This is a genomic window from Streptomyces sp. JJ36, assembly GCF_021696945.1.
GTDB lineage: Bacteria > Actinomycetota > Actinomycetes > Streptomycetales > Streptomycetaceae > Streptomyces.
In genome coordinates this window covers 1-25,766 of sequence record NZ_JACYHE010000032.1, presented here as the reverse complement: position 1 = coordinate 25,766, position 25,766 = coordinate 1, and the positions used below count along the sequence as shown (strand labels likewise).

Annotated in this window: 23 protein-coding genes, 1 tRNA gene and 4 pseudogenes; 18 read left to right on the top strand and 10 right to left on the bottom strand. The window is 73.2% G+C overall.

Features of this window, described 5'->3' with window-relative positions:
* Nucleotides 1-51 precede the first annotated feature (51 nt).
* The 4 genes and pseudogenes from HOY81_RS14570 to HOY81_RS14555 all read left to right on the top strand — a co-directional run bounded on the left by HOY81_RS14570 (nt 52) and on the right by HOY81_RS14555 (nt 2,710).
* Nucleotides 52-687 carry a dihydrofolate reductase family protein gene (locus HOY81_RS14570; RefSeq protein WP_237320778.1) on the top strand — a complete coding sequence of 212 codons (636 nt, stop codon included), beginning with the start codon at nt 52-54 and terminating at the stop codon, nt 685-687.
* A gap of 37 nt (nt 688-724) precedes the next feature.
* Nucleotides 725-865: pseudogene (locus HOY81_RS14565) on the top strand (deaminase); the annotation flags it as partial.
* Between the two features lie 289 nt (nt 866-1,154).
* Entirely contained in the window at nt 1,155-2,144 is a 990-nt protein-coding gene (locus HOY81_RS14560) for a hypothetical protein (RefSeq protein WP_237320777.1), read from the top strand.
* Nucleotides 2,141-2,710, top strand: a complete 570-nt coding sequence (locus tag HOY81_RS14555) for a Uma2 family endonuclease (RefSeq protein WP_237320776.1) — start codon at nt 2,141-2,143, stop codon at nt 2,708-2,710. Before HOY81_RS14560 ends, HOY81_RS14555 begins: the two co-directional genes overlap by 4 nt.
* A gap of 158 nt (nt 2,711-2,868) precedes the next feature.
* Here the strand turns inward: HOY81_RS14555 and HOY81_RS14550 are convergent, their stop codons facing one another.
* On the bottom strand, nt 2,869-3,138 hold the full coding sequence (locus HOY81_RS14550; RefSeq protein WP_237320775.1) for a hypothetical protein: 270 nt from the start codon (nt 3,136-3,138) through the stop codon (nt 2,869-2,871).
* A gap of 431 nt (nt 3,139-3,569) precedes the next feature.
* Between HOY81_RS14550 and HOY81_RS14545 the strand changes: the two genes are divergently transcribed.
* The 5 genes from HOY81_RS14545 to HOY81_RS14525 all read left to right on the top strand — a co-directional run bounded on the left by HOY81_RS14545 (nt 3,570) and on the right by HOY81_RS14525 (nt 9,450).
* A complete protein-coding gene (locus HOY81_RS14545) occupies nt 3,570-4,859 on the top strand; it encodes an aspartate kinase (RefSeq protein ID WP_237320774.1) in 1,290 nt (429 codons plus the stop codon).
* A 55-nt stretch (nt 4,860-4,914) separates the two neighbouring features.
* On the top strand, nt 4,915-5,961 hold the full coding sequence (locus HOY81_RS14540; protein ID WP_237320773.1) for an aspartate-semialdehyde dehydrogenase: 1,047 nt from the start codon (nt 4,915-4,917) through the stop codon (nt 5,959-5,961).
* A 347-nt stretch (nt 5,962-6,308) separates the two neighbouring features.
* A complete protein-coding gene (locus tag HOY81_RS14535; protein ID WP_237320772.1) occupies nt 6,309-6,956 on the top strand; it encodes a SigE family RNA polymerase sigma factor in 648 nt (215 codons plus the stop codon).
* Complete coding sequence (locus HOY81_RS14530; RefSeq protein WP_237320771.1) at nt 6,953-8,362, top strand: hypothetical protein; 1,410 nt, start codon at nt 6,953-6,955, stop codon at nt 8,360-8,362. The genes HOY81_RS14535 and HOY81_RS14530 overlap by 4 nt, the downstream gene beginning before the upstream one ends.
* Before the next feature lie 116 nt (nt 8,363-8,478).
* Nucleotides 8,479-9,450: an SURF1 family protein gene (locus HOY81_RS14525; protein WP_237320770.1), complete on the top strand. Its 972-nt coding sequence runs from the start codon at nt 8,479-8,481 to the stop codon at nt 9,448-9,450.
* Here HOY81_RS14525 and HOY81_RS14520 read toward each other — a convergent pair.
* Nucleotides 9,395-11,176 (bottom strand): prolyl oligopeptidase family serine peptidase, encoded by a 1,782-nt coding sequence (locus tag HOY81_RS14520; RefSeq protein WP_237320810.1) that lies wholly within the window; start codon nt 11,174-11,176, stop codon nt 9,395-9,397. The two genes, HOY81_RS14525 and HOY81_RS14520, sit on opposite strands and share 56 nt — an antisense overlap.
* 192 nt (nt 11,177-11,368) lie before the next feature.
* On the opposite strand from HOY81_RS14520, the gene HOY81_RS14515 reads away from it, so the two are divergent.
* The 6 genes from HOY81_RS14515 to HOY81_RS14490 all read left to right on the top strand — a co-directional run bounded on the left by HOY81_RS14515 (nt 11,369) and on the right by HOY81_RS14490 (nt 17,758).
* A complete protein-coding gene (locus HOY81_RS14515; RefSeq protein ID WP_237320769.1) occupies nt 11,369-11,788 on the top strand; it encodes a rodlin in 420 nt (139 codons plus the stop codon).
* A 381-nt stretch (nt 11,789-12,169) separates the two neighbouring features.
* A complete protein-coding gene (locus HOY81_RS14510) occupies nt 12,170-12,757 on the top strand; it encodes a hypothetical protein (protein ID WP_237320768.1) in 588 nt (195 codons plus the stop codon).
* Between the two features lie 216 nt (nt 12,758-12,973).
* Entirely contained in the window at nt 12,974-13,687 is a 714-nt protein-coding gene (locus HOY81_RS14505) for a DUF4232 domain-containing protein (RefSeq protein ID WP_237320767.1), read from the top strand.
* A 335-nt stretch (nt 13,688-14,022) separates the two neighbouring features.
* Nucleotides 14,023-15,741 (top strand): ABC transporter ATP-binding protein, encoded by a 1,719-nt coding sequence (locus HOY81_RS14500; protein WP_237320809.1) that lies wholly within the window; start codon nt 14,023-14,025, stop codon nt 15,739-15,741.
* 146 nt (nt 15,742-15,887) lie between these two features.
* Nucleotides 15,888-17,108, top strand: coding sequence for a trans-acting enoyl reductase family protein (locus HOY81_RS14495; protein ID WP_237320766.1), 1,221 nt, complete (start codon nt 15,888-15,890; stop codon nt 17,106-17,108).
* A 296-nt stretch (nt 17,109-17,404) separates the two neighbouring features.
* A complete protein-coding gene (locus HOY81_RS14490; protein ID WP_237320765.1) occupies nt 17,405-17,758 on the top strand; it encodes a putative quinol monooxygenase in 354 nt (117 codons plus the stop codon).
* A 23-nt stretch (nt 17,759-17,781) separates the two neighbouring features.
* On the opposite strand, the gene HOY81_RS14485 is transcribed toward HOY81_RS14490, so the two are convergent.
* From HOY81_RS14485 to HOY81_RS14470, 4 genes and pseudogenes are all read right to left on the bottom strand, one after another.
* Nucleotides 17,782-18,189, bottom strand: a complete 408-nt coding sequence (locus HOY81_RS14485) for a VOC family protein (protein ID WP_237320764.1) — start codon at nt 18,187-18,189, stop codon at nt 17,782-17,784.
* A 95-nt stretch (nt 18,190-18,284) separates the two neighbouring features.
* Nucleotides 18,285-18,533, bottom strand: a pseudogene (locus HOY81_RS14480) (hypothetical protein); the annotation flags it as partial.
* 56 nt (nt 18,534-18,589) lie between these two features.
* Nucleotides 18,590-18,855 (bottom strand): annotated as a pseudogene (locus HOY81_RS14475) (methyltransferase, FxLD system); the annotation flags it as partial.
* A 148-nt stretch (nt 18,856-19,003) separates the two neighbouring features.
* Nucleotides 19,004-19,723, bottom strand: a complete 720-nt coding sequence (locus HOY81_RS14470) for a hypothetical protein (protein WP_237320763.1) — start codon at nt 19,721-19,723, stop codon at nt 19,004-19,006.
* Nucleotides 19,724-19,928: 205 nt separating this feature from the next.
* Between HOY81_RS14470 and HOY81_RS14465 the strand changes: the two are divergent.
* Nucleotides 19,929-20,581 (top strand): annotated as a pseudogene (locus HOY81_RS14465) (transposase); the annotation flags it as partial.
* An 85-nt stretch (nt 20,582-20,666) separates the two neighbouring features.
* Here HOY81_RS14465 and HOY81_RS14460 read toward each other — a convergent pair.
* The 4 genes from HOY81_RS14460 to HOY81_RS14445 form a co-directional block, all read right to left on the bottom strand.
* Nucleotides 20,667-21,500, bottom strand: a complete 834-nt coding sequence (locus HOY81_RS14460) for a hypothetical protein (RefSeq protein WP_237320762.1) — start codon at nt 21,498-21,500, stop codon at nt 20,667-20,669.
* Between the two features lie 88 nt (nt 21,501-21,588).
* Entirely contained in the window at nt 21,589-22,278 is a 690-nt protein-coding gene (locus HOY81_RS14455) for a DUF488 family protein (RefSeq protein ID WP_237320761.1), read from the bottom strand.
* A 243-nt stretch (nt 22,279-22,521) separates the two neighbouring features.
* Nucleotides 22,522-22,595: transfer RNA gene (locus HOY81_RS14450), tRNA-Pro, on the bottom strand.
* A gap of 118 nt (nt 22,596-22,713) precedes the next feature.
* Entirely contained in the window at nt 22,714-23,655 is a 942-nt protein-coding gene (locus HOY81_RS14445; RefSeq protein ID WP_237320760.1) for a metallophosphoesterase, read from the bottom strand.
* 172 nt (nt 23,656-23,827) lie between these two features.
* Here HOY81_RS14445 and HOY81_RS14440 point away from each other — a divergent pair, with 172 nt between their 5' ends.
* Nucleotides 23,828-24,133, top strand: coding sequence for a trypco2 family protein (locus HOY81_RS14440; RefSeq protein ID WP_237320759.1), 306 nt, complete (start codon nt 23,828-23,830; stop codon nt 24,131-24,133).
* A 15-nt stretch (nt 24,134-24,148) separates the two neighbouring features.
* A partial coding sequence (locus HOY81_RS14435) for a trypsin-like peptidase domain-containing protein (protein ID WP_237320758.1) occupies nt 24,149-25,766 on the top strand: 1,618 nt, incomplete at its 3' end.

Genomic DNA, 25,766 nt, shown 5'->3' with positions numbered 1-25,766 from the left:
TGAGCCGGCAGCGCACGACGACGGGTGTCAGCGAGAAGGGACCTGCGCGCCATGAGACTGACCACCCTCACGAACGTCTCCGTCGACGGAGTGATGCAGGGACTCGGCGGGCCCGACGAGGACCGCAGGGGCGGCTTCGGGCGCGGCGGGTGGGCGCTGCCGCTGTTCGACGACGAGGCGGAGAGGTTCGTGAGCCGGGTCTACCAGCGCGCCGACGCCTTCCTGTTCGGCCGGCGGACCTACGAGATCTTCGCCGGGTCCTGGGGGACCGGCTCCTGGGGAGCGGATCAGGGCGACAACCCGATCTCACGGGCGTTGAACACCCGGCCCAAGTACGTCGCGTCGACCACGCTCACCGCACCGCGCTGGGCCGGGACGACCGTTCTCTCCGGTGACCTCGCCGGCGCCGTCCGCGAGCTGAAGGCCGAGCCGGGGGGTGAACTGCAGGTGCACGGCAGCGGACGGCTGGTCCGCCGGCTGCTCGCCCATCGTCTGGTCGACGAGATGATCCTGCTCACCTATCCCGTGGTCGTGGGCCAGGGCACGCGGCTGTTCCCCGGCACCGGCCCGGACACGGCGCTCGACCTGGTCGACTCGCGGGCCACCCCGAAAGGGGTGACGATCCACGTCTACCGGCCCGCCGGCCGCCCGGAGTACGCACCGGCCATGCCGGCCCCGAACCCGTGAGAAGGAGCACGACGTGACCGCGACCTACGCCTTCGATGTGACGCTCTCCGTCGTCACCGGTCGGACCGGACTGGACCGGGTCTTCCGGGGCGCGGCCGACTTCGACCTGGAGCTGGTCGAGAACCGCACGCTCGACGGTCAGCTTCAGGAACTCGTCTACCGGCCCGCCCTTCATTGACCGGTACGGGCGTGAGGAGGGCCCCCGGCAGCCGGACCGTACGGCCGGGGAGTGAGTTCCGAGCGCCGGAAGCCGGGGGCCGAGCGTTGCTTCTGCGGAATGGGCTGAGGGTTGTCCACCCGCCCGCCCACCCTTGAGTGCATGGGCACTGACCAGCTCATATGACTTATCGTCACCGCTTTGACACGGGCGGTCGACCTGTCTAGCGTCCTCGCAGACAGAACGACCCCCGACAGATGCCGCAAACACCTGTGGGGGTCTCACCGACAAGATCGAGAAGGCCGATCCTGTGGCTGACACCGACCTTAGCCCTGCGCTGCCCGGCGACGCACACCCGATGGCCAATCCGGGTTACGGAAAGCGCTCCGCACCGCTGCAACTCCCCCGTACGGGGCATGACTTCGCACACCTGCCCCCACGCGAGGCGTCCCTCGCCGCGCTGATCGACCGGCTGCCGGAAGGCGCCGCCGTGGACGGCAAGTCCCTCGCCGCCGTGCACCCGCTCTACGGGCAGGCCGCCTGCCTCACCGCACTGCGGCGGCTGTCGGAGGCCGGGCACCTGCGCCGTTTCCGGGAGCATCTCGTGCACCCGGACGGCTCCCGCTGGGTCACGCGCACGTACTTCACCCGCACCCCGCGCGACGACGCCTGGTGGGCCGACTTCCAGGCGGGCCGGCTGCCCGAGGAGCCCCCGGTCGCGGAGCCGGCCCCGCGTCCTGCCGAAGCCGGACGCACCACGGACCCCGAGGACGCCTCCCCGGAGCCGTCCGTGCCGCCGCCACGCGGCGTACGCGCACCCTCGCCCGCCTACCGGGCCCTCGCCTCCCTCTCCCGCGCCGACCCCCGGCTGACGCTCTCCGCCGCCGACTGCACGGCCCTGGAGCCCCTCGCCGCCGTGTGGTTGGGGCGCGATCCGTCGCCCGAGCGCTTCGTCCAGGCGCTGACCGCCGGGCTCCCGGTACCGGTGCACAGCCCGCGCGGGCTCCTCCGCTCCCGCCTCCGTGCCAAGCTCCCGCCCGAGCCCGTCACCCCACCGGCCGTGCCGGCCCGTACGCCCCTGCGCCTGGTCGAGTGCGCCGTCTGCCGGGCGCCGGGGCGCGCCGGCGCCCTGCCGGGAGGCGTCTGCGCCGCCTGTCGCGGCCGGCCCGGCCCGGGGAGGCAGCCCAAGACGGCGACCGGCGTCCCCGAACGCGTGGCCCGCCTCCGCGCCCTCGTCCGCGCCGGCGGTCGCCCACAGCCTGTGGAAACCGCGAGGCGCAGGGACCAGGCGGCGCCATGACCCGCTTCGGTGCCGGTCGTCGGCAGATGACGGTCGGGGAGTTCGAGGAGCTTGCCCGCTCCTCCCCCGAGACGGTCACGCTGGAGTTGATCAGCGGAAAGCTGGAGGTCAAGCCGGTCCCGGACGGGAGTCACGGGGCCATCCGGATGTGGCTGCTCACGCGCTTCCTGCACCGGCGCCCCGACCTGCGCCTCTACCCCGGACAGGGGCTCAGGACCGGGAGCCGTCGGCAGGACCGGGCCCGCCCCGACGGCGCCCTCGCGCCGGAGGACCATTTCGCCGGTCAGGGGGAGTGGGCGGAGCCGGAGGGTGTCCTCATGGCCGTTGAGATCACCTCTCGTGACAGCGACACCGATCGACGGGACCGCCGGGAGAAGCGGGACGGCTACGCAGCCGCCGGCATCCCGGTCTACCTGCTCGTCGACCGGGAGGACTGCTCCGTCAGCGTCTACAGTGAGCCCCGCGACGGTGCCTACCGGCGGCTGGAGTCCTCCGCATACGGCAAGCCCGTCCACCTTCCCGAGCCCGTGGGCGTCACCCTGGAGACCGAGAAGCTCAAGGGCTGAGTGCTCGGCACAGGCCGGGAGTCAGCGCCCGTGCAGGACCTGCGGGGGTCTGCGAGGCCCGGGCCCGAGCGGTGAGCGCGGCCCGGCGTGGGCCCGTACCCGCACCCGGGGCCGCCTCGGCGCCCGGCACACCCCCGCCCCGGTCCGGCCCGGAGGGCTCACCCCACGTGCCGGTCCGTGTCCTCGCGGGGGTCGCCGGGGCCGGGAGGCCACTTCTCGCAGGCCCGGCCGTCGTCGTCGGCGTCCAGGACGCCCGGGTCGTCCGGGTCCGCCTCGTACGCCTCCTGCGCCGCCTCCTGGCTGGAGAAGTCCCGGCAGTCGCGGTCCTCTTCCTCGTTGCAGGCGGCGCCGGTCACCGGCAGCGACAGCGCGGCGGCCAGCAGGCCGCCGGCGGTGGCCGCCCGGAGACGGGCTCGGCGAGGACGCATGACTGCCTCCCGGGGGGTCGGGCCGTGGCGACACGGTGTCCGCAGCGCCGTACGGCGAGTGCCCCGCGTGCCCGGCCTCACGCACCGCCCGCGCCCCGGCCACGCTCCGTGGCCCCACCGGCTGCTCCGGCCCCGTCGCACCCCGCGGGTCACCCCCGCAAACCCGTACGCCACACGCCCCACCGGGGCCGTCTCCCGCCCGTTCGCCCGTGTGACCTGCCGCACGTTTCGGTCACGTTTCGTGTGCTCCGGACGCGAGCGGGCAGGGGTCGTCGCTGGACGGGTGCGAAAGGGCGCTCGTCTTCCACGGTGTGAGCCGGACGTCTCACACCGTGAGAGCGGCCGGACGGATCCCGTCCGCTCGGTAAAATGAGCCGAACGCGGGGCCCCGGCCGAAATGGGCCCCGGTGAGTTACGAGGAGCGAGCACACGTGGGCCTTGTCGTGCAGAAGTACGGCGGCTCCTCCGTTGCCGATGCCGAGGGCATCAAGCGCGTTGCCAAGCGAATCGTGGAGACCAAGAAGAACGGCAACCAGGTTGTCGTGGTGGTCTCCGCGATGGGTGACACGACGGACGAGCTGATCGATCTCGCGGGTGAAGTGTCCCCGGTGGCGGACGGGCGCGAGTTCGACATGCTGCTGACCGCCGGAGAGCGCATCTCCATGGCCCTGCTGGCCATGGCGATCAAATCCCTCGGCCATGAGGCGCAGTCGTTCACCGGCAGCCAGGCCGGCCTGATCACGGATTCCACGCACAACAAGGCGCGGATCATCGACGTGACCCCGGGCCGCATCAAGTCGTCCGTGGACGAGGGCAACATCGCGATCGTCGCGGGTTTCCAGGGCGTCTCCCAGGACAGCAAGGACATCACCACCCTCGGCCGCGGCGGCTCGGACACCACCGCAGTGGCGCTCGCGGCCGCGCTGGACGCCGAGGTCTGCGAGATCTACACGGACGTGGACGGCGTGTTCACCGCCGACCCGCGGGTCGTGAAGTCGGCCCGGAAGATCGACTGGATCTCGTTCGAGGACATGCTGGAGCTGGCCAGCTCCGGGTCCAAGGTGCTGCTGCACCGCTGTGTGGAGTACGCGCGCCGTTACAACATCCCGATCCACGTCCGGTCCTCCTTCTCCGGGCTGAGCGGGACGTGGGTCAGCAGCGAGCCGCAGGGCGGATACAGCGGACAAGGGGAAATGCCAGTGGAGCAGGCGCTCATCTCCGGTGTCGCACACGACACCTCCGAGGCCAAGGTCACCGTCGTCGGCGTGCCGGACAAGCCGGGCGAGGCCGCGGCCATCTTCCGGGTGATCGCGGACGCGGAGATCAACGTCGACATGGTCGTGCAGAACGTCTCGGCGGCGTCCACCGGCCTCACCGACATCTCCTTCACGCTGCCGAAGTCGGACGGCAAGAAGGCGATCTCCTCCCTGGAGAAGGCGAAGCAGAAGATCGGTTTCGCGTCGCTCCGCTATGACGACCAGATCGCCAAGATCTCGCTCGTCGGCGCCGGCATGAAGACGAACCCCGGTGTCACCGCGACCTTCTTCGACGCGCTCTCCAACGCCGGGGTGAACATCGAGCTGATCTCCACCTCCGAGATCCGCATCTCGGTCGTCACCCGGCAGGACGACGTCAGCGAGGCGGTGCGCGCCGTGCACACCGCGTTCGGGCTGGACAGCGAGAGCGATGAGGCGGTCGTCTACGGAGGCACCGGCAGGTGACCGGGCGCCCCCGGCGGTGACCCTCCCACGAAACGGGTGATCTCCGATGAGCGGCATGCGTGACAGGCCGGCCTTGGCGGTCGTCGGGGCGACCGGCGCCGTCGGGTCGGTGCTGCGCGCGCTGCTCTCGGAACGCCGGGACCTGTGGGGGGAGATCCGGCTCATCGCCTCGCCGCGTTCCGCCGGGCGCAAGCTGCCCGTACGCGGCGAGGAGGTCGAGGTCCTCGCGCTCGGCGAGGAGGCCCTGGAGGGCGTCGACCTGGCCCTGTTCGCGGTGCCGGGTGAGGTCGCCGCGGAGTGGGCGCCGGTGGCCGCCGCCCGGGGTGCGGTGGTGGTGGACGGTTCGGCGGTGTTCCGTACGGCGGAGGACGTGCCGCTGGTCGTCCCGGAGATCAACGCGCACGCCGCCCGGGCCCGGCCCCGCGGCATCGTGACGGGCCCGGACTGCACCACGCTCGCCATGATCGTGGCCGTGGGCGCGCTGCACTCCGAATGGGGCCTGGACGAGCTGGTGCTCGCCTCCTACCAGGCGGTCTCCGGCTCCGGCCGGGACGGCATGGCCGCGCTGCGCCGGCAGCTCACCGAGGTGGCCGGGACGGACCTCGGCACCAAGCCCGGGGACGTACGCCGTGCCGTGGGGGACACCGGCCCGTATCCGGCGCCGATCGCACTGAACGTGGTGCCCTTCACGGGCGAGCTCGCCGAGGACGGCTGGACCTCGGAGGAGCTGGCGGTACGCGCCGAGACCCGGAAGATCCTCTCCCTGCCGCGGCTCCGGGTGACGGCGACCTGCGTACGGGTGCCCGTGGTCACCGGCCACTCGGTGGCCGTCCATGCGCGCTTCGAGCGCGAGGTGTCGGTACGGGCCGCGCACGAGATCCTGGCGGGGGCGCCCGGCGTGGTGGTCTGCGACGACCCGGAGCAGGGCGAGTTCCCGACGCCGGCGGACGTGGTGGGCACCGATCCCACCTGGGTGGGACGGGTGCGGCGTTCCCTGGACGACCCGCGGGGACTGGAGTTCTTCGTCTCCGGGGACAACCTGCGCAAGGGCACGGCGCTCAACCTGGTGCAGATCGCCGAATCCGTGGCGAACGGTCACTGACCCGCCGAAACGGTCACATCGGCGCAGTTCCCCCGAATCCACAGGCTGCAGGCCGCGTTCCGCTTCCTGTGAAGAAATTGTAATCGGGGCAATGGTCCAGTCCGGTAGCCCTGACCTGCGTGTTGGGCGAGAATCGAGCCTTCGTGCCTGCCGGAACCGGCGGCGCGCGAACCGCGTCCTGCAGGGTGCCGACGCCTCGCCGTCGGACTCCGGGGCGCTGCTGCGAGTCGAGTCATTGGGGAAGAGCTGGTACGCATGAGGAGTTCCGCCGCATCGGCGCCCGTCGCGACGCCGAGACGGATCGCTCCCGCGTACAACCCTGACGGGGGGATGCGTGTCCAACAGGCGTGGCAGAAGTACTCGGAATTGCGACAGCCCCCCGCCCCCGCGTGGCTCGCGGCGGGGGAGGTATGCCGGTGATCGCCCCCTGGTCGGCCGCCCGCCCGGCGCCCTCCGCACAGGTCCCGACAGGACGCGGGGAATCTGACGGCGCGATGACCGCGGGCACGACTGTCGACCAGCTCACCGAGACCTACCGCACCCACTACCGCTCGCTGCTCGGGCTCGCCGCCCTCCTCCTCGACGACACCGCCTCCTGCGAGGACGTCGTCCAGGAGGCCTTCATCCGGGTCCACTCGGCCCGCCGGCGCGTCCGGGACCCCGAGAAGACCCTCGCCTATCTGCGCCAGACCGTGGTCAACCTCTCCCGTTCCACGCTGCGCCGCCGCATCCTGGGCCTGAAGCTGCTCTCCAAGCCCATGCCCGACATGGCGAGCGCGGAGGAGGGCGCCTACGACCGCATGGAGCGGGACGAGCTGAAGCAGGCGCTCCGCGGCCTCCAGCGCAGGCAGCGCGAGGTCCTGGTGCTACGCTACTTCGCCGATATGACAGAGGCTCAGGTGGCGGAGGTGCTCGGAATCTCCCTGGGCTCCGTCAAGGCATACGGCTCCCGCGGGATCGCCGCCCTACGGGTCGCGATGGGGTCGGCGTCATGACGGAACCGCACGACTGGCACGGCGGGCGCGAGGGCGACGAGCCCCTGCCCGGCGAGGGCACGCCCCCGAAGGGGGCGGACGCCCGGGGCGGGCATCCCGAGGAGGGACGTCCCGAGGGGATGCCCCACGAGGGCGCGCACCAGGGTGACGCGCGGCACCCCGGCGCCATGCCCGGTCAGCCGGGTGCGCCCGGGGCCGGCCACGGCACGGGCCGCGCAGCGGGGGGCGACCCCGCCTCCGGCCCGGCGGGCGACCCCCTTCCCGGCGCCTCCGGCGGGGACCTCGACGAGGACGCCCTGCGGCGCCTCCTCCGGGACAGCGTCAGCGACCTCCGTCCCTCCCCCGGTTCCCTGGAGGAGCTGCACCGCGCCGTCCCGGCGCGGCGTGCCCGCCGGCGCCAGGTGATGATCGGTGCGGCCGCCGCCGTCCTGCTGGGCGGCGCCACCATCCCGGCCCTGCTGCACACTGACCTGATGCCGGGGCGCGGCGACAAGCCCATGCGGGCGGCCGGGCACAGCGAGTCGCACGAGCCGGAGGACGAGGCCCCCGACGGCGCCCGGTCCGGGCAGACGGACAGCGGCCGGCAGGAGGGCCGGCAGGGCGGCGGACAGGACCGCGGAGCGGACGCCGGCGCGCCCAGCACCGGGCAGTCCGCCGGGCCGGACCCGAGCAGCACGCTGGGCGCCGTCTCGCCGACCTGCACCCGGGACCAGCTCGGCCAGGGCACCGCTACCACGGGCGAGCCCGACCCGCAGGGGCGGGTCTACGGCTCCTTCCGGGTGGTGAACGTCTCGGAGAAGCCCTGCACCGTCGAGGGCGACGGACTGGTGTCCGTCACCGCGACGGGCGGCGCCCAGAGCGAGAACATCCAGGTCCTCGACCACACCACCGGTGACGCGGCCACCGGCCTGCCGGACCCCGCCACCGCCCCGGACTCCGTGGTGCTGGGCGCGCAGCAGGCGTACGTCGTCCGGTTCGCGTGGATCCCGCGGGAGGGGGGCGGCACGACGGGCTGCTCCACCTCCCCGTCGCCCTCGCCCGGCGGGTCCGGCGACGGCACCTCCCCGATGAGCGCGTCCGGCTCCACCACGACCAGCGGCGGCGGCGACGGTGAGACCGGTGACGGGCTCGAGGGCGGCGAAGGCGCCCCGGAGGAGGAGACCGGCGGCACCGGCTCGGGTGGCACCGGCTCGGGCGGCAGCGGTTCCGGCGGTTCGTCCGGGGGCGACGCCACCGGCGGCGGGTCGACCGGAGGCGACGCCACCGGCGGTACCGGCGCCGACCCGGTGCCGGGCATCTCCGTCAGCCACACCCCGGACGTCGGCGACCCCGTGGCGGCGACCACCGTGGTCGAGGGCGCCTGCGCCGGCACCCTCTACCGCACCGGCGCCCTTCCGGCGTCGTAGGGGACGGCCGGCGGCCGCCGGGCGCCCGCCGCCGGGTGCGGCACCACGGCGTCCCGGCGTCCCCGCACCGGCCCCCGGAGCGCCGGGGCGCGCGGCGTGCCCCGTACCGTGGGGGCGTGTACCGGTTTCTGCTGGCCCCGCGATGGTGGGCGATCAACGTCTTCGTCGTGCTCTCCATCCCGGTCTGCCTCTTCATGGGGAGCTGGCAGCTCTCCCGTTTCGAGGCCCGGGTGGACAGTCACCGCGAGCAGCAGGAGCAGGCCGGCGAGCAGCCCTCCGGCGCCCGCGCCGAGCCGCTGACCTCACTGCTGCCCGTCGACAAGCGGACCAGCGGCCGCACCGCCGAGGCCACCGGACGCTACGACGCCCGGCACACCCTGCTCGTGCCGGACCGGATGCTCGACGGCGAGCGCGGCTTCTACGTCCTCTCCCTCCTCCGCACCGACGCGGGCCCGGCGCTGCCCGTGGTCCGCGGCTGGCTCCCGGGGAAGGCCGACCCGGACCGGGCGCCCGCGCCGCCGCGCGGCGAGGTGACGGTGCGCGGCGCGCTGCAGGCCCCCGAGACCGAGGGCAGCCCGGGCGTACGGACGGCCGGCGGCCTGCCGGAGGGACAGCTCGGCATGGTCAGCGCCGCCGCGTTGGTGAACGTGGTGCCGTACGACGTCCACGAGGCGTGGATCACCGTGCAGCGGACCGAGGCGCCGCTGCGGCCGGTGCCGCCGGTCGCGGCCGCCGGCACCGGCCTGGACATGAAGGCGTTCCAGAACCTCGGCTACACGGCCGAGTGGTTCGTCTTCGCGGGCTTCGTCCTCTTCATGTGGTACCGGCTCTTCCGCCGGGACGCCGAGCCGGCCCGGGACGCGGCGCTCGGCCTGACACCCCCGGCTCCCGCGCCGCCCGGTGCGGGCGGCACCGGGGACCCCGGCGAGCAGGCCGCCGGCTTCCCGGGCGACCCGGAGGTCCCGGGCGGCCCGGAGGTCCCGGGCGCCCCGGGCGACCCGGAGGCCCCGTCAGAGCCGCCCGCCGGGGGCACTACCGCCGGGGTAGGTGGCGCTGGGCGAACTCGATCTCCAGGCGGAGCTGCTTGATCCGCTCCTCCACCACCAGCGACCCGTGCCCGGCGTCGTAGCGGTAGACCTCGTGCGGGTGACCGCGGCCCTCCAGCCGCCGGACGTAGTTCTCCACCTGCCGGATGGGGCACCGGGGGTCGTTCACGCCCGCCGAGATGAAGACCGGGGCACGCACCTCGTCCACGTACGTCAGCGGGGAGGACGCCGCATAGCGCTCCGGAACCTCCTCCGGGGTGCCGCCGAGCAGCGTGCGGTCCATGGACTTCAGCGCCTCCATCTCGTCGTGGTAGGCGGTGACGTAGTCCGCGACCGGCACGGCGGCCAGCCCGACCGCCCAGGACTCCGGCTGCGTGCCGAGCCCGAGCAGGGTGAGGTAACCGCCCCAGGAGCCCCCGGCCAGCACCAGCCGCCCGGGGTCCGCGAGCCCGGAGGAGACCGCCCACTCCCGTACGGCGGCGATGTCCTCCAGCTCGATCAGGCCGACCCGGTGCTTGAGCGCGTCCGTCCATTCCCGGCCGTAGCCGGTGGAGCCGCGGTAGTTGACCCGTACGACGGCGAAGCCGTGGTCCACCCAGGCGGCCGGCTGGGCGGCGAAGGCGTCGCTGTCGTGCCAGGTGGGGCCGCCGTGCACGTCGAAGACGGTCGGGAAGGGGCCCTCGCCCGCGGGCCGCTGCACCAGCGCGTGGACCGTGCCGCCCGGGCCCTCCACCCAGGCGTCCTCCACCGGCACCGACTGCGGCGCCGTCATCCCCGGCGGGTCCAGCACCACGGTGCCCCGGGTGGAGCGCACCTGGGGCGGGCGCGCGGCGGAGGACCACAGGTACTCCACGGTGCCGTCCGGGCGCGCCGTCGCCCCGGAGACCGAGCCGGCGGGCGTCTCCACCCGCTCCAGCGGCCCCGGCCGGCCCTCGGCGGAGATCGCGCAGCGGTAGAGCTCGCTGCGCGCCTGGTGACTGTGGACGATCAGCAGCGCGCCGGCGTCCGGGTACCACTCGGCGCTGACGTCGCCGGGCAGCCCGAGCTCCAGGTCCGTGGTGCGGCCGCTCAGCGGGTCCCAGAGCATCGGCTCCCAGCGGCCCCGCCGCTGGTGGCCCACGAGCAGCCGTACGTCGCCGGGGGCCGGGGCGAAGCCCAGCACCGTGAGGCCCAGCTCCCGGGTGCCGCCCTCGGAGTCGTCCAGCTCGGCGACCGTGCTCCCGTCCCGGCGCACCACGCGGAGCGCGGAGTGCATCGCGTCGCCGTGCTCGGTGTGCTCGACCGCGATCAGCGTGCCGTCGTCGCTCAGGTCGCCGACGCCCGCGGACTCCTGGTGCCGGTAGATCTCCCGGGGCTCCTCCCCGGGGCGCAGGACGTGGAGGGTGGAGCCCTCCTCGTCCGTGGAGCGGCCGATCACCGCGGTGCCGTCCCGGCCCAGGGCCAGTCCGGCCGGGTAGGACGGGGCGAGGGCGGGGGCGGCGGGCTCGTCGGGGCCGCCGCCGAAGGGCTGGCGCATCCAGACCCCGAACTCGTCACCGTCGGTGTCCGAGAACCACCAGATCGTCTCGCCGTCGGGCGCCAGCACCCCGTCGGTGGTGCCGTGGGGACGGTCCGTGGCCTGCCGCTGCTCGCCCGTGGCGCGGTCCCAGGCGTAGAGCTCGAAGGTGCCCGTCGCATTGGACACGAACAGGGAGCGGTCCGGGGCGTCCTCGGCCCACTCGGGCAGGCTCACCCGGGGGGCCCGGAACCGCTTCTCCCAGTCCGGCATGCCATCCGTCTGCGTCGTCGTCATGCGCCCATTGTCCGGTGCGCCGTCGCGTTACGGTCCGCGGGGTGAACTACGTCCGTTAAGGGCATCAAACGGAGCCGATCGGGTGAACCGCGAGAACTTCCGTCTATCCCAGGAGTTGTCCAGGGCGCTCCGGCAGCGGGGCACCTCCATGATCCGGAAGGAAGACTCGTGCTCAAGAAGGTTCTTGCTACGGCTGCTGTAGCGGCTTCGGTCGTCGGTGCCACCGGCGCGGCCGCCACCCCCGCGATGGCGACCAGCGACGACAGGGGCGGCCAGTCCGCCAACGGCAACGGCTCGAAGCAGGCCTACGGCAACACCACCACCGGCGGCTACATGAGCCCCAACATGAGCCTGGTGAACGGCTCGCTGAACAAGCCCTGCATCGCGGTGCCGTTCAACAAGCTCAACGCGCAGAGCATCGCGGCCCTGCTGAACATCGGCGTCCAGGACATCCTGACGAGCGCCAACCACCAGACCTGCACGGAGAACTCCAGCCTCAGCGACGGCGACGACCCGCTGTCGCACCTCCTGGAGGACTTCCCGATCATCTCGCAGAACGGTGCCGGGAACGCCAACAACGTCCACTGACGACGGCCCTCCCCGCGGCCCCCTCCGGCGTCCGCCGCCGGAGGGGGCCGTCCCGTGTCCACAGGCCGGGCCGTGTCCACGGGGTGCCCGCGCTGTGGGACGGCGGGTCCGCGCACCGGGCCGACCGGCGGTCTCGTCCGCGCGCCGCCGGGTGCCGTCCCGGCACCGCTCCGTTGCATTGGCATGGGCGCGTCGCAGGATCTTCCCCGGTCGGTGACAGCCGCCCGACTGCGGCGTTTCCGGGGCCATGCTGGTCCCGCACCGCCGCCCGCCCCACCGCACCGGGGTGTGCGGCCCGTATGCCGATCCGGGGGAGTGACACCCATGCGTTCCGTACGTCCCGCCGCGCGACCCGCGACGCGCCCTGCGACGCGACCCGCCGTGCGTCCTGCCGCCGCCGTCCTGCTCGCCGGCGCGGTCGTGCTCTTCGGCACCGCCTGCGAGGAGGACTACGTACCCGAGGAGAACCCCTCCACCGACGCGTCGCCCTCCGCCACCGCGGACGCGGACAAGCCGGTCGACGCCGACCTGGGCAGGACCCTCGACCTCGGCACCCCCACCACGGTGTCGTACAAGCGGGCGGGCGACCGCACCGGCACCCTGCAGCTCACCGCCGACTCCGTGGAGAAGGGCGCGATGAGCGACCTCGACGAGGTCCGGCTGGACGCCGAGCAGCGCGCCAAGGTGCCGTACTACGTGACCATGACGTTCAGGAACGTCGGGGAGAAGACGGTCGCCCACCCCTTCACCCCGACCGGCCTCCGGGACGCCCGCGGCGAGGAGGCCGACGAGCTCGTCACCGTCGACGACGAGGTGACGGAGTGCGTGAACGAGGGGGAGTACGAGCTCTCCGCGGGCACCGAGCAGACCCGCTGCCTGGTCTTCCTCGTCGCGAAGGGGCAGCGGCCGTCGGTGGTGACGTACACGGCCGACTTCGACAAGGAGCCGGTCTTCTGGAAGGCGGACTGACGGCGGGACCGGGCGCGCGTGACGCGTGCCCGTCCCGTGCGGTCCCGCGCTGCGGGGGAGCGCAGGACCACGGAGGGGCGAGGGGCCCGGGCTCGCGGGGGTGGCTCGGGCCCCTCGCCTCCTTCCGCGAGGCCGGGGGCGCGGTGGCGTGGCCCGGCGGAGACGGCGCTGCTCCGGCCCGGGGCGCCGGCGCGTCCTCGTGCGAGGATCGGGCGCGTGATCCTTCCCGCGCTCCGTCACCGCGCCCCGCGTGTGCGCCCGCGCACGCTCTCCCTCGTGCTCGCCGCGGGGCTGGCCGCCGGGCTGGCCTCCGGCTGCGGCCTCGCCGCGGAGATCGAACGCGAGCGCGACCCCGCCCGTACGGACTCCGCTCCCGGCGAGCCGGCTCCGGAGCCCCCGGCCTCGGCGGCGGCCGGCGCACCGGAGGCGCCGACCCCGCCCCCGGCCCCGCACGCCGAGCCCGGTCGGCCCGGGAAGCCACGCCCCGCCGTCCCCGGCACCTGCCCGCGCACCGGCGTACGGCTCCACGCCGGCCTGGTGAACGCCGCCATGGGACTGCGGGGGATGAGCGTCACCCTGACCAACTGCGGCGACCGTCCGTACCGGGTCGCCGGACACCCCCGACTGCGGGTCCTGAACGGTGACGGGCAGCCGCTGGACGTCGAGATCCTGCGGGACCCGGACGAGATCACCGCGTACGACTCCCCGCCGGTCGGGACCCTGGTGCTGCAACCCGGCGAGGAGGCCGTCACGGAGCTCTTCTGGCGCAACACCGTGACCGCCGGGGACGGGTCCGCGGACACCGGCGTCCACCTCGACGTCACCCCGGCCGAGGGCGACCCCGCCCAGCGCCTCACGCCCGACGGCGGCCTCGACCTGGGCACCACCGGCCGCCTGGCCACCACCCCCTGGCACCGGCCCGAGCGCTGACCCGTAACCCCTCCTTCGGGTGAACCCACCCCCGGGCACGGCGGGTTACGCTCTCAGAGCGACCACCCGGCGCGCACCCGAGGAGTGCCGTGGACACGGACACCACATCATCCGGCGCCCAACCCCCCGACGACACCGACACCTCCCCCACCGCCCGCGTCCCCGGCCCGTCGGCACATGGCGACGCCGGAGCACCCGGCAGGTCCGCGCCACCCGGTGGCCCGTCCGGGCCGCCCGGCACCTCCGGGACACCCGGTGGCCCGTCCGGGGAGCCCGCGTCCGGGGCGCCCGGCGACACCGGAGGGCCCGAGGCCCCCGGCACCCCCGCCTGGCGGGTGCTCCTGCACCACGTCCGCCCGCACCGCCGCGCCCTCCTCGCCGGGGCCGTCCTCTCCCTGGTCACCGGCGCCACCGGGCTCGCCCTGCCGCTGGTCGCCCGCGCCCTCATCGACGATCTCGCGGACGACCGGTCCATCACCGGCCCACTGTTCCTGATGTCCGCGCTGGTGATCGCCAACGCCTGTGTGGGCGCGCTGGGTGCGTACGTGCTGCGCCGCACGGCCGAGTCGGTGGTGCTCGCGGCCCGCCGCTCGCTCTCCTCCTTCCTCCTCCGGCTGCGGATATCCGCCGTGGACCGCAGCGAGCCCGGCGATCTGATGGCCCGGGTGACCTCGGACACCACCCTGCTGCGCCAGGTGACCACCGACTCCCTCGTCGGCGCCGGCACCGGCGGTCTCACCCTGCTGGCCACGCTGGTCATGATGGCCGTGGTCGATCCCGTGCTGCTGGCCGTGACGGTCTCCGTCATCGCCGGTGCGGGCTGCGTGATCGGCCTCATCGTGCCCCGTATCCACCGGGCGAGCCGTCAGGCCCAGGAGTCCGTCGGCCTCATGGGCGCCGCCCTCGAACGCATCCTCGGCGCCCTGCGCACCGTCAAGGCGTCCGGTGCCGAACACCGCGAGGAGCAGGCCGTGCACGCGGCCGCCGAGGAGTCCTGGCGGCAGGCCGTACGGGCGGCCAAGTGGGAGGCCCTGGCGGGGAACACCGCGGGGCTCTCCATGCAGGTCGCCTTCCTCACCGTGCTGGGCTTCGGCGGGGCCCGCGTCGCCACCGGGGCCATCGACATCGGCACCCTGGTGGCCTTCCTCCTCTACGTCTTCTATCTCATGTCGCCGCTCCAGGAACTGGTCCAGGCGGTGACGCAGTACCAGGTCGGCGCGGCCGCCGTCGCCCGCATCCAGGAGGCCCGGCGCCTGCCGACCGAGCCGCAGCGGCCCCCCGCCCCGCTGCCGGCGCCCGGCGCCGCGCCGGCCGCGCTCGCGTTCGAGGACGTCCGCTTCCGGTACGGACCGGACCTCCCGTACGTCCACCACGGGGTGAGCTTCCGCGTGCCGCCACGCGGCATGACCGCCTTCGTCGGCCCCTCCGGCGCGGGCAAGACCACCGTCTTCTCCCTCGTCGAGCGGTTCTACGACCCCGAGGCGGGGCGGGTGCTGCTCGACGGCCGCGATGTCCGGGACTGGCCGATCCCCGAACTCCGCTCCGCCCTCGGCTACGTCGAGCAGGACGCCCCCGTGCTCTCCGGCACCCTCCGGGACAACCTGCTGCTGGGCGCCCCCGACACCACCGACGACGCCCTGGAGGAGGTGCTGCGCACCACCCGGCTCGACGGGCTGACGGCGCGGCTGCCCGAGGGGCTGGACACCCGCGTCGGCCACCGCGGCACCAAGCTCTCCGGCGGCGAGCGCCAGCGCGTCGCCATCGCCCGCGCCCTGCTGCGCCGTCCGCGGCTGCTGCTCCTGGACGAGGCCACCTCGCAACTCGACGCGGTCAACGAGGCGGCGCTGCGCGACACCGTCGCCGAGGTCGCCGGCCGGACCACTGTGCTGGTCGTCGCCCACCGGCTGTCGACGGTCACCATGGCGGACCGCATCGTGGTGATGGACGCCGGCACGGTGCGGGCCGTCGGCAGCCACCGCGAACTGGTCACCGCCGACCCCCTCTACGCCGAACTCGCCGCCACCCAGTTCCTCGCCTCCCCCGACCCGGGCTGACGGCGACGCCGGGCGGCCCGCCCCCGCGGGACAGGAAGCGCGCCTGCGCCCCGTGACGGGGCACACCGCACACCACCCGCGCGGAAGGCGTACGGTCGGACTGTCCGCAACCCGCCGGTAACCCCGACCCTCGCCCGGAGGACCCCGTGCCGCAGGCCGACGCGCACCCGCCCACCGAGACCGAGCCCCACGACCTCGTCCTCTACGGTGCGACCGGCTTCACCGGCCGCCTCACCGCCCGCTACCTCGCCCGCAACGCCCCGCCCGGCTGCCGCTGGGCCCTCGCCGGACGTAACCGCGACAAGCTGGCCGGCGTCCGCGCCGAACTGGCCGCCCTGCGCCCGGAATGCGCGGACCTCCCGCTCCTGGAGGCCGACGCGGGCGACCCCGCCTCGCTGCACCGGCTCGCCGCCGGGGCCCGCGTGGTGGTCAGCACCGTGGGGCCGTACCTCCGCCACGGGGAGCCCCTGGTGGCCGCCTGCGCCGAGGCGGGCACCGACTACCTCGACCTCACCGGCGAACCGGAGTTCGTCGACACCATGTACCTCCGGTACGACGCCGTGGCCCGGCGCACCGGCGCCCGGCTCCTGCACGCCTGCGGCTTCGACTCCGTCCCGTACGACCTCGGCGTCCAGTACACCGTGGAGCGGCTCCCGGAAGGCGTGCCGCTCCGCATCGACGGTTACGTGCGCGCCGACGCCACCATCTCCGGCGGCACCCTCGCCTCCGCCCTCGACTCCTTCGCCCGCGGGCCGCAGACCCTCCGGGCCGCCCGGGAACGGCGTGCCGCAGAGCCACGCCCGGCCGACCGCCGCATCTCCACCCCGACCGGCGGCCTCCGCCGCGTCCCGCTGCTGGACGCCTGGGCCGTCCCGCTGCCGACGATCGACCCGCAGATCGTGGCGCGCTCCGCCTCCGCCCTGGACCGGTACGGGCCGGACTTCCGCTATCGCCACGCCGCCGCGGTCCGCCATCTGCCCGTCGCCCTCGGCGGCGTCGCGGGCGCCGGCGCCCTGCTCGGCGCGGCCCAGCTCCCCGCCGTACGCCGCGCCCTGACCAGCCGCCTCGGCTCCGGCGAGGGGCCCAGCGAGGAGCGCCGGGCCCGCAGCAGCTTCTCCCTCCGCTTCCTCGGCGAGGGCGGCGGCCGGCGCCTCGCCACCGAGGTCGCCGGGGGCGACCCGGGCTACGACGAGACCTCCAAGATCCTCGCCGAGTCCGCCCTCTGCCTCGCCTTCGACGAGCTCCCGGCGCTCTCCGGGCAGCTCACCCCCGCTGTCGCCCTCGGCCGGCCCCTCCTCCAGCGCCTCCTCGACGCCGGCCTCACCTTCCGCGTCACCCACACCGGCCGTACGCCCACCGACGCCTGAACCCCGGGGCCGGGGGGCCGGTCCACCTGGCCCCGGCACGGCACCTGGGCCCTGGGCCCCGGGCCTGTCACCCGGCCCGGACCACGGGACTACCACCCGAGCCCCGGTGGCCGGGTGCGCAGCCCGCCCCCGGGCACCGCCGGGCGACCGGCGCGCCGCCGACGCTCGGTACACCGCGACGGCGGAACACGAGGGCGGAGCCCAGCGGGGCGGGGCCGGACCTCCCGCCGTCCGGGGCCCGGTGCGGCCGGCGGTGCCTCTGGCGCAGCCCACGCCGGGGCGCTTGACTACCGCCCATGAGCATCTTCGTACGGGCCCGGTTCGACGTCCCCCGGCAACAGCGTCCCCGCTTCGAGGAGTTACTGCGGGTCCTGTGCGCCCAGGCGAGGCAGGAACCCGGCACCCTCACCTACCGGTGGTTCTTCGCCGGCGAGGGCGGCTACGTCGTCCTGGAGGAGTACGCCGACACCGCGGCCGCGGTGACGCACAACGAGCGGGCGGCGGACCTGCTGCGCCAGGTCGGCGCGTGCGCCGAGATGACCCAGGCCGAGATCTACGGCACCCCCGGCCCCGAGATCCTGGACTGGGCCCACCGCCACCCCCGTGTGACGACCTACCCCGACCTCCACACCCCGGACCCGGCGACCTGACTCCCGGCTTCCCGAGCGCCCTGCTACCGTCCCGTGCCTACGGGCCGGTCCAGTTGGATCAGGTCCCAGCGGTTCCCGTACAGGTCCCGGAAGACGGCGACCGTGCCGTACGCCTCCTGCCGGGGCGCTTCTTCGAAGACGACCCCGGCTGCCCGCATCCGCTCGTAGTCGCGGTCGAACGCGTCGGTGTTCAAGAACCAGCCGACTCGGCCGCCGGTCTGGTCCCCGACACGGGCCTCCTGACCTCCAGTCACGGCCCTGGCCAGGAGCACCGCCGTCTCCCGCGCCCCCGGTGGAGCGACCACCACCCACCGCTTCTCCTCGTCGATCCGGGTGTCTTCCAGGAGCTCGAACCCGACGACGTCCCGGTAGAAGGCGATGGCCTCGTCGTAGTCACGCACGACAACGGTCACGAGTCCAAGGTGAGGCATCAGGCGCTCTTCCCTCCAGGCCGTACGGACGTGTCATCCCGCCCCGGCAAACTTTCCGGTCACGCACTGGAGACGGGACGGCGAGCGAGCCGCCCATCGTCCCAGCGGCCCTGGGCGGTGAGGGTGCGAGTGCCGTCGGTGAGGAGTACACGCCACAGCCAGGCACGCACTTCCTGACGATCGTCATCGGCCACGGTGAGGTCGGCGGGACAGCGATGTCCTCGAAGCGGACGGCTGTGCCGGTGCCGATTGCTGAGTACAGGACGAGGAGGCGCCGTCGGTCTTTTGTCGCCGCAGCCCGCGCGAACCCGGAGTCGCGCGAGGTTGCGACCAGGCGCGATACCGACGGACACCGGACGTCGTGATGCCGACGGGCACCGGACGTAGGGCGGTGTGACCGTCAGCCGAAGTCGACGACGACCCGGTTCAGCGGCGTATCCAGGGCGAATCTGCCAGCCTCGGCTCCGCTTGCGTAGCTGTCAGGTCTTGCAGCTCGAACGTGGCCCCGTACCCCCGATACTCACGCTCCCAGGTGCGCACCGCGTCAGCGACCTGTGCCACCAGCGCGTCGCTGCCAGGTTGGTGGCCGATGACGCCGAACTCCCAGAGCTTGCCGCCCTCGGGCGTCGTCCGGTCTGAAAAGTGACGGGTGAGGTATGCGACGGCGGCGCAGCGCGGCCTCCACCTCGGGAGTGCGGGCGCGACCGTCCGCCTTTATCTGGTCGACGAGGATAGGAGGATGAAATGGCCGATCGCTTTGGTGCACCTGTAGTGTGGGCTTTTCGCCAGGTGCTTCGGTCTTCTGCTCGAGGTGCTATCGCCTGTCGGTATCGCGGCTGAAGATGGTCCAGTGCCAAGAGTTCCCGTGGTAGTCGGTGTCGAACTCGTTCACCTCAATCCATCCTGCCTTCCACTGCCCTTGACCGTGATACTTCGCCCGGCATGAGCACTGACAGTCCGGGCCTGCTGCGTGACGGCAGGCTCCGTTGCACTTCTCGATCGGGTTGAACTCACGCCCAAGCATGATCATCTGGTTATAGCGCAGCAGGTGCCGAGCCAGCTCGAGGAAGTGACGGGTAGGCACACTCCAGCAGCCCCGCTTCTCGTTCCACCTGAGGCCGTGTGTGCTCGGCAGGAAGCGGCCGATGAAGCGCCGCTGTTCCCCTCGGGTCTTGCCCGGGAGCCATACATCTGCCGGGCCCGAGCCGGGAAGCATGACGGCCACGTAGCGGCGGCCTTCGTGCATGGGGAGCAATTCCGGCGCTGGAACCGGGTCGTCGTCGTAGGGGTTCATGGCGCGGCGAGCAGCGGCGTGGGTGGCCCGAAGCTCCTGGCGGCGGCGGTTGGCCTTCCTCGCCCGGTTGAGCTGGTAGTGCTCTAACTCTTCGCCCCTCAGCCAGCGGACATGGGTGGACTCGCGGTAGGACGCAGGACACAGGGAAGAAGAGAAATCCTCTCTCCAATGCGGGATGATGATCCCGCTCCGGAGTCCGACGATCTGGCGGCAGTAGCCGCATATGGGTGCAGTAATCAAGATGCCCGCCCTTCCGGCACGGCGGAAGTGGCCAGCCACCCCCTACTGCAACCAGATATACCAACGCGCGGTCCGGCGTGAAAAGATCTACACCCCATCGCGTTGTGCGGGGAGTGGTGGCCGCGCTCGATGGTTCCGGCGGAGCAAAGTTGCCGGGTAGCGGCCCGGAGAGCAGAACTGACGACCTCGGCTATTGAGGGCTCTTGGTCACCGTATCCTCGGCATCGACCTCGCGACCGCTGAGGACGGCGCCGGCTGGCTGGCCTTCCTCCGCTCACTGGTCGCCCGCGGCCTTTCCGGAGTCCAGCTGGTCATCTCCGACGCCCACGCCGGCCTAGTCGAAGCGATCGGCGCCGTGTTGCCGGGGACGTCCTGGCAGCGGTGCCGCACCCACTACGCCCGCAACCTGCTCTCGCAGGTACCGATATCGGCTCAGCCTTGGGTCGCGACCTTGCTGCGGACGGTCTTCGAGCAGCCCGACGCCGAAGCCGTGAATGCGCAGGTCAATCACGTGCTGGACGCGCTGGAGGCGAAGTTCCCCAAGGCTGCCGCCCGCCTCGATGAGGCCCGGCACGATCTGCTGGCGTTCGTTGCCTCCCGCGGGAGATCTGGCGGCAGGTCTGGTCCAACAACCTCAAGAGTGGTTGAACAGGGAAGTCCGGCGCCGCGCCGACAGTCGGGATCTTCCCCGACCGGGCGGTCGTCATCCGGCTGGTCGGCGCTGTCCTGGCCGAGCAGAACGACGAGTGCACCGAAGCCCGCCGCTACATGGGCCGCGAGCTCCTCGCCAAGGCCCGTCTCCACCCGATCGACGGAGAAGGAGATGAATCTGCACCACCGACCGAACTGACCGCATAACCTCAACTACGAAGCACCGAGTGGCCGCCGTTACACCACTCCAGAAGACGTGACCAAGTCCGCCTGAGTCTCCGGCAGGAGCGCATCACTCACCGAACAGACTCTCCTGAACGTTCTCGACGACCTTCCGCTCCGGGTAGAAGACAGCCAGCAGCATAAAGGTCTTGGGATGGGCCGCTATGTTGCCGACAAAGAAGTGGACGGCCCGGTTCGGGGCGCACATCCGGTCGTACCAAGTCTCGCGTAGTGCCTCACGGACCCCACGCTCGCCGTACTTGCGCTGGAACTTGCGGTATGACTGGCCGGCCTCCCAGTCCTTCAGTCCCATGTCGTGGGTCGGACAGTCGTCGTCGGCGCAGCGGAAGCTGTAGCGGAAGTCAAGCGGCACCCATTCCAGGCGGTTCAGTTCCTGCTCGAACAAGTCGAGTTGGTCGGCCAGGGCGGCCTTGGAGACGGACCAGGGCTCGGCGGGCTCCAGCCGGAAGCGGGTGATCTCGGCGGGTTGGAAGACGCCGAGGGACGTTCCTTGATTCTCCTGAGCCCGCTTGATGGCGCAGAGCGACGGGGCGACCAGCGGCTCCACATACCGGTACCGCTTCTTCCAGCCGCCGTCGGACGGTACCTCACCCACGATCTCCAACGTGTCGAGGTCGGGCCGGAAACTCTCCGGGCGGGAGTCCCGCTCCGGACGATGCGGTTCGACGTCGACTTCGATGATCGAGTACTTGGAGAACTGGGCGTCCTCGCTCAGAAGCCGGAAGGGCACTGGGAAGAGCCGCACGTGCTGCGGCGCGCCCTGGTCCAGGCGTATGCCGGCCACGCAGCTGGTCTCGCGGCATTTGTTGGACAGCTCCGGATACGTCTTGACCGTGATCATGATCCGTGCGCGCTGCCGTTTCGCGAATGCCGACGACGCCATGGTGTGCCCCCTCCATCGATCTCCCCGATCTGATTGGAAGAGAGGCATGCACCGCTGGCAAGGGCGCGTGCGTAAGCCGGGGACGAAGTCAGGCCAACGGATTCACCGACACTGAGACCCGGTTACGGACCGTCTCCAGGACGATCTGCCGGTGACAGCGGCTCTCGTCCTTCTCGAAGCACAGCACCGCGACCCGCGACGCTCGGGCGTGCTCTGCGAGGCGGTCAAGGTCGGCCTGGGCCTCTTCGGACTGCAGTAGACCACGGAAGCGCGCCCGTCCCACCTCGACGCGGCCGTCCCAGAAGGGCTCCCGGTTGTCCTTCGGATTGCCCAGGCCACGCAGGTGCGTGTACTCGATGCCGGCTTCGGCCAGAGCCTCCCCGAGGCGGGTTTTGCTGAAGCCCTTCTTGCGGCTGATCGGGGTGAGCCGTACATCCGCCACGACACCGATGTGGCTGTCGACGAGCGAGGCGACGAACGAGTCGATGTCCCGCCCTTCGTATCCGGCTGACCAGAGACCGGGCGTGACGGGCGGGATCTGGGCCGCCCGGTACAGATCATCGAGGGAGACCGCAAGAGCCTCGGCCACCGCGCCGACGGTGAAGAAACCTGGCTGGATAGCTCCCTCGCTCTCCAGACGGCCCAACGCCCCGACGCCGATGCCCGCCTCCTTGGCCAGCCGTTCCCGCGTCCACCCGCGGCCCTCACGCAACGCACGTACCCGCTGGGCGAGCGCACGGGCGTGGTCGTGGGGAGGCGCTGAGCGATGACCTGCCATGTGCGGTGCTCCTAACGACCGTTGGGGTGGCCCGCCGCGGTGTTCCTGGTCAGCTACGAGCCCTCATTCGCGAACGCGCAGGGCCGAGGGCGCGTAGGCGCCGCTCTTCCTGCGGCACTGGAGACTGCTCCTGGGAGAAGCCGACCAAGGTCTTCTCCCAGATTTCTCCCAAGCGATCTCCAGGAACCACTCAGGGGCCCGACCCGCGATGCGGATCAGGCCCCTGACCTGGTGATTCCTCTGTCGGGGTGGCGGGATTTGAACCCACGACCTCTTCGTCCCGAACGAAGCGCGCTGCCAAGCTGCGCCACACCCCGAAGCAACGACGACTACTCTAGCCCAGGTCGTCGCTGAGACGAAATCCGGTTTCGGGCGGCACGTCGGAGGGGGCGGGTGCGGGGCCGTGGCGGCCGCCCGGAGGGGCTGCGGGCCTGGTCAGACCGCTTCGGTGAGGGTGAGCAGGGTGGCCTCGGGCGGGCAGGCGAAGCGGACCGGGGTGTACCGGTTGGTGCCGCAGCCGGCCGAGACGTGGAGGTAGGAGCGGTTGCCGCCGGCCTCGTGCGCCGAGAGCCCCTTGACCCGCCGGGTGTCCAGGTCGCAGTTGGTGACCAGGGCGCCGTAGAAGGGGACGCAGAGCTGTCCGCCGTGGGTGTGCCCGGCGAGGATCAGCGGGTAGCCGTCGGCGGCGAAGGCGTCCAGGACCCGCAGGTACGGCGCGTGCACGACGGCGAGGGAGAGGTCGGCGCCGCTTTCCGGGCCGCCCGCGACCTCGCCGTAGCGGTCCCGCTTGATGTGCGGGTCGTCGAGGCCGGTGAGGGCGACCTCCCGGCCGCCGCCGAGCTTGATGCGGCCGCGGCTGTTGGAGAGGCCGACCCAGCCGGCCGCGTCGAAGGCGTCCCGGATGTCCTCCCAGGGGTTGTGGACCGCGCCGGTGACCGGGGGGTTGCCGTTGAGGCCGTGGCGGCCGCTGGCCTTCTCCAGGAGGTAGCGGGCCGGGTTGCGCAGGCGCGGCCCGTAGTAGTCGTTGGAGCCGAAGACGTACGCCCCCGGGTACTCGAGCAGCGGCCCCAGGGCGTCCAGCAGCTCGGGGACGGCCTCGGTGTCGGAGAGGTTGTCCCCGGTGTTGATCACGAAGTCGGGCCGGAGCCCCGCCAGGGACTGGAGCCAGCGCTCCTTCTTGCGCTGGCCGCACACCAGGTGGATGTCGGAGACGTGGAGGACGCGCAGCGGGTGCATGCCCGGGGGCAGCACCGGGACGCTCACCCGCCGGAGCCGGAAGGACCGGGCCTCGATGCCCGCCGCGTAGCCGAGGCCCGCAGCGCCGAGTGCGGTGACGCCGGCCGTGATGCCCAGGGGGATTCCGTATCGCGCGCGCATGGGATCCATGGTCGCAGACGGGCACGGAGGGTGCAGCCGCGCGGACGGGCCGCAGGGCCCCGCAGGCACAGGCCTGCGGGCGGCGGGGGCGAGGCCGGCGCAGACCGGGGCTTTCTCGCGGGGAGGGGGCGCCCTACGATGTCGATCTCGGGCCGTCGTGTGGGGGGCGTGGATGGACATCGAGCTGGCGGACCTGCTGCGGGCGCTGCGCCGGGAGATCGGCAGGGCGCAGCTCGACGCGGCGGGGGAGGACGTACGCTTCCGCATCGACGACGTGGAGCTGGAGCTGCAGGTGGCGGTCGAGCGGACCCGGGAGGCGGACGCGGGAGTGCGGTTCTGGGTGGTGTCGCTCGGCGGCAAGGGCACGAAGACGTCCACGGACACCCATGTCGTACGGCTCAGCCTCTCCGCGGAGACGGCGTCCGGTGGGCCGGTCTTCACCGGGGACGACGTCTCCGGCCTGCTCGCGGGCGACTGAGCCGCGGCGTCCGGGGTGCAGACCGACAGGGTCGCCGAGGTCGTCGTCGGTGGCGGCAGGGCGTACGGGACGGGGTACCGCATCAGCGCCCGGCTGGTGCTCACCGCCGGTCATCTGCTGGACGCGGCCGGAGCACGCTCCGGGGCGGGCCCGGTCTGCGAGGTGCGCCTCGGCGGCCGTCCCGAACCGCTGACCGCCGAGCCGGTGTGGCGCGCGGACGGCCCCGACCTGGCCCTCCTGCGGCTGGCCGCGGAGGACGCGGCGGCGGCCGGCACCGTACGGCCCGCGGTCCTCGGCGAGCTGCCGGCCGGCGTGACCGGGAGTGTGCCCTTCGCCGCGATCGGTTTCCCGGCGTACGCGCAGCGCTCCGGCGACGCCCGGTTACGCGGGCTGGAGCGCCGGGACAGCCGCCGGATCGACGGTGCGATCCAGCTCGGCTCCAATCTCAAGTCCGGACTGCTGGACCTCTCCGTCACCAGCGCCCCGCCCGTCGAGCGGAGCGGGAACGGCCCGGACCCGTGGAGCGGGATGTCCGGCGCGGCGCTGTTCGTGGAGGACGGCGCGGTGCTGGTAGGGGTGCAGGGCAGCCGGCTGCCGGCGGCGGGTTCCCGGAGCGCGGAGGCCGAGCCGGTGACGGCGGCGCTGGCGGACCCGGAGTTCCGCGGGCTGCTGGCCCGCGAGGGCGTGCCGCCGGCCCCGGTGCCGGTGGAGGTGCCGGGCACCGCGGCCCCGGACCCGCTGCGCTCGGTCCTCGCCCAGCAGGAACTCGTCGAGGGCTTCGCGGACTTCAAGAAGAACCTCACTCCGGAGCGGCTCCCCTTCGTCAGCCCCGGAAGCGACCACCCGGCCGACCCGGAGAACCTCTTCCAGCGCCTGGTCACCCGCCCCGACCGGGGCGTCCTGCTGGTCGGCGCGGCCGGCACCGGCAAGACCCGTACGGGCCTGGAGACCGGCCGCTGTGCCCTGGCCGCGGGCTGGCGGGTGCTGCACAGCCTGCCCGGCGAGGACGCGCACGCGCTGGACCGCATCGCGGAGGAGGCGTTCGCGGAGACCGGCCCGGTGCTGGTGGTGGTCGACTACTTCAACGACTCCTCGCTCGACCTGCCCGCCATCCGGCACCGCTTCCTGCCGGAGGCGGCGCGCCGGGGCGTGGTGGTGGCGCTGCTGGCCTCGGTACGGCCCGGCTGGCTGCAACGGACGGACCGGGCGCTGCTGCACGAGGTCTTCGACGAGGTGGAGCTGCGGCAGGACGACGCGTTCCAGCTCCAGGTCACCGGTTCCGCGCTGGAGGCGCGGGCGCCGACGGCGGTGCGGAAGCTGGGGCGGGACCGGATGGTCGCACTGTGCGGGCGGCGGCCCATCGTGGCGCTGCTGGTGGGGCGCGAGGTGGAGCGGCGGGTCGCGGCGGGTCTGGAGCTGCCGGACGGTGCCGGTTTCCGGGCGTCCGGGGAGCTGCCGAGCTGGCTGGAGCGGCGGCTGGGTGAGGACGGGCTCGGTGTGGGCGGGCGTACGGACGCGTTCCGGCGGGCCCGTGCCGCGCCGGTGCTGGTGGCGGCGGCCGCTGCGGCGGCCGCCTGCCCGCAGCCGTGGCCCGAGGTGACGGCCGCGGCGCGGGCGGCCAGCGTGGCGTTCA

Excerpts from the sequence above, each read along its gene's own strand:
- HOY81_RS14570 (WP_237320778.1), top strand. The coding sequence starts at position 52 with ATGAGACTGACCACCCTCACGAACGTCTCCGTCGACGGAGTGATGCAG.
- HOY81_RS14455 (WP_237320761.1), bottom strand. The coding sequence starts at position 22,278 with ATGGCAGGTCATCGCTCAGCGCCTCCCCACGACCACGCCCGTGCGCTC.
- HOY81_RS14530 (WP_237320771.1), top strand. The coding sequence starts at position 6,953 with ATGACGGAACCGCACGACTGGCACGGCGGGCGCGAGGGCGACGAGCCC.
- HOY81_RS14555 (WP_237320776.1), top strand. The coding sequence starts at position 2,141 with ATGACCCGCTTCGGTGCCGGTCGTCGGCAGATGACGGTCGGGGAGTTC.
- HOY81_RS14550 (WP_237320775.1), bottom strand. The coding sequence starts at position 3,138 with ATGCGTCCTCGCCGAGCCCGTCTCCGGGCGGCCACCGCCGGCGGCCTG.
- HOY81_RS14460 (WP_237320762.1), bottom strand. The coding sequence starts at position 21,500 with ATGGCGTCGTCGGCATTCGCGAAACGGCAGCGCGCACGGATCATGATC.
- HOY81_RS14540 (WP_237320773.1), top strand. The coding sequence starts at position 4,915 with ATGCGTGACAGGCCGGCCTTGGCGGTCGTCGGGGCGACCGGCGCCGTC.
- HOY81_RS14490 (WP_237320765.1), top strand. The coding sequence starts at position 17,405 with ATGAGCATCTTCGTACGGGCCCGGTTCGACGTCCCCCGGCAACAGCGT.
- HOY81_RS14440 (WP_237320759.1), top strand. The coding sequence starts at position 23,828 with ATGGACATCGAGCTGGCGGACCTGCTGCGGGCGCTGCGCCGGGAGATC.
- HOY81_RS14485 (WP_237320764.1), bottom strand. The coding sequence starts at position 18,189 with ATGCCTCACCTTGGACTCGTGACCGTTGTCGTGCGTGACTACGACGAG.
- HOY81_RS14520 (WP_237320810.1), bottom strand. The coding sequence starts at position 11,176 with ATGCCGGACTGGGAGAAGCGGTTCCGGGCCCCCCGGGTGAGCCTGCCC.
- HOY81_RS14445 (WP_237320760.1), bottom strand. The coding sequence starts at position 23,655 with ATGCGCGCGCGATACGGAATCCCCCTGGGCATCACGGCCGGCGTCACC.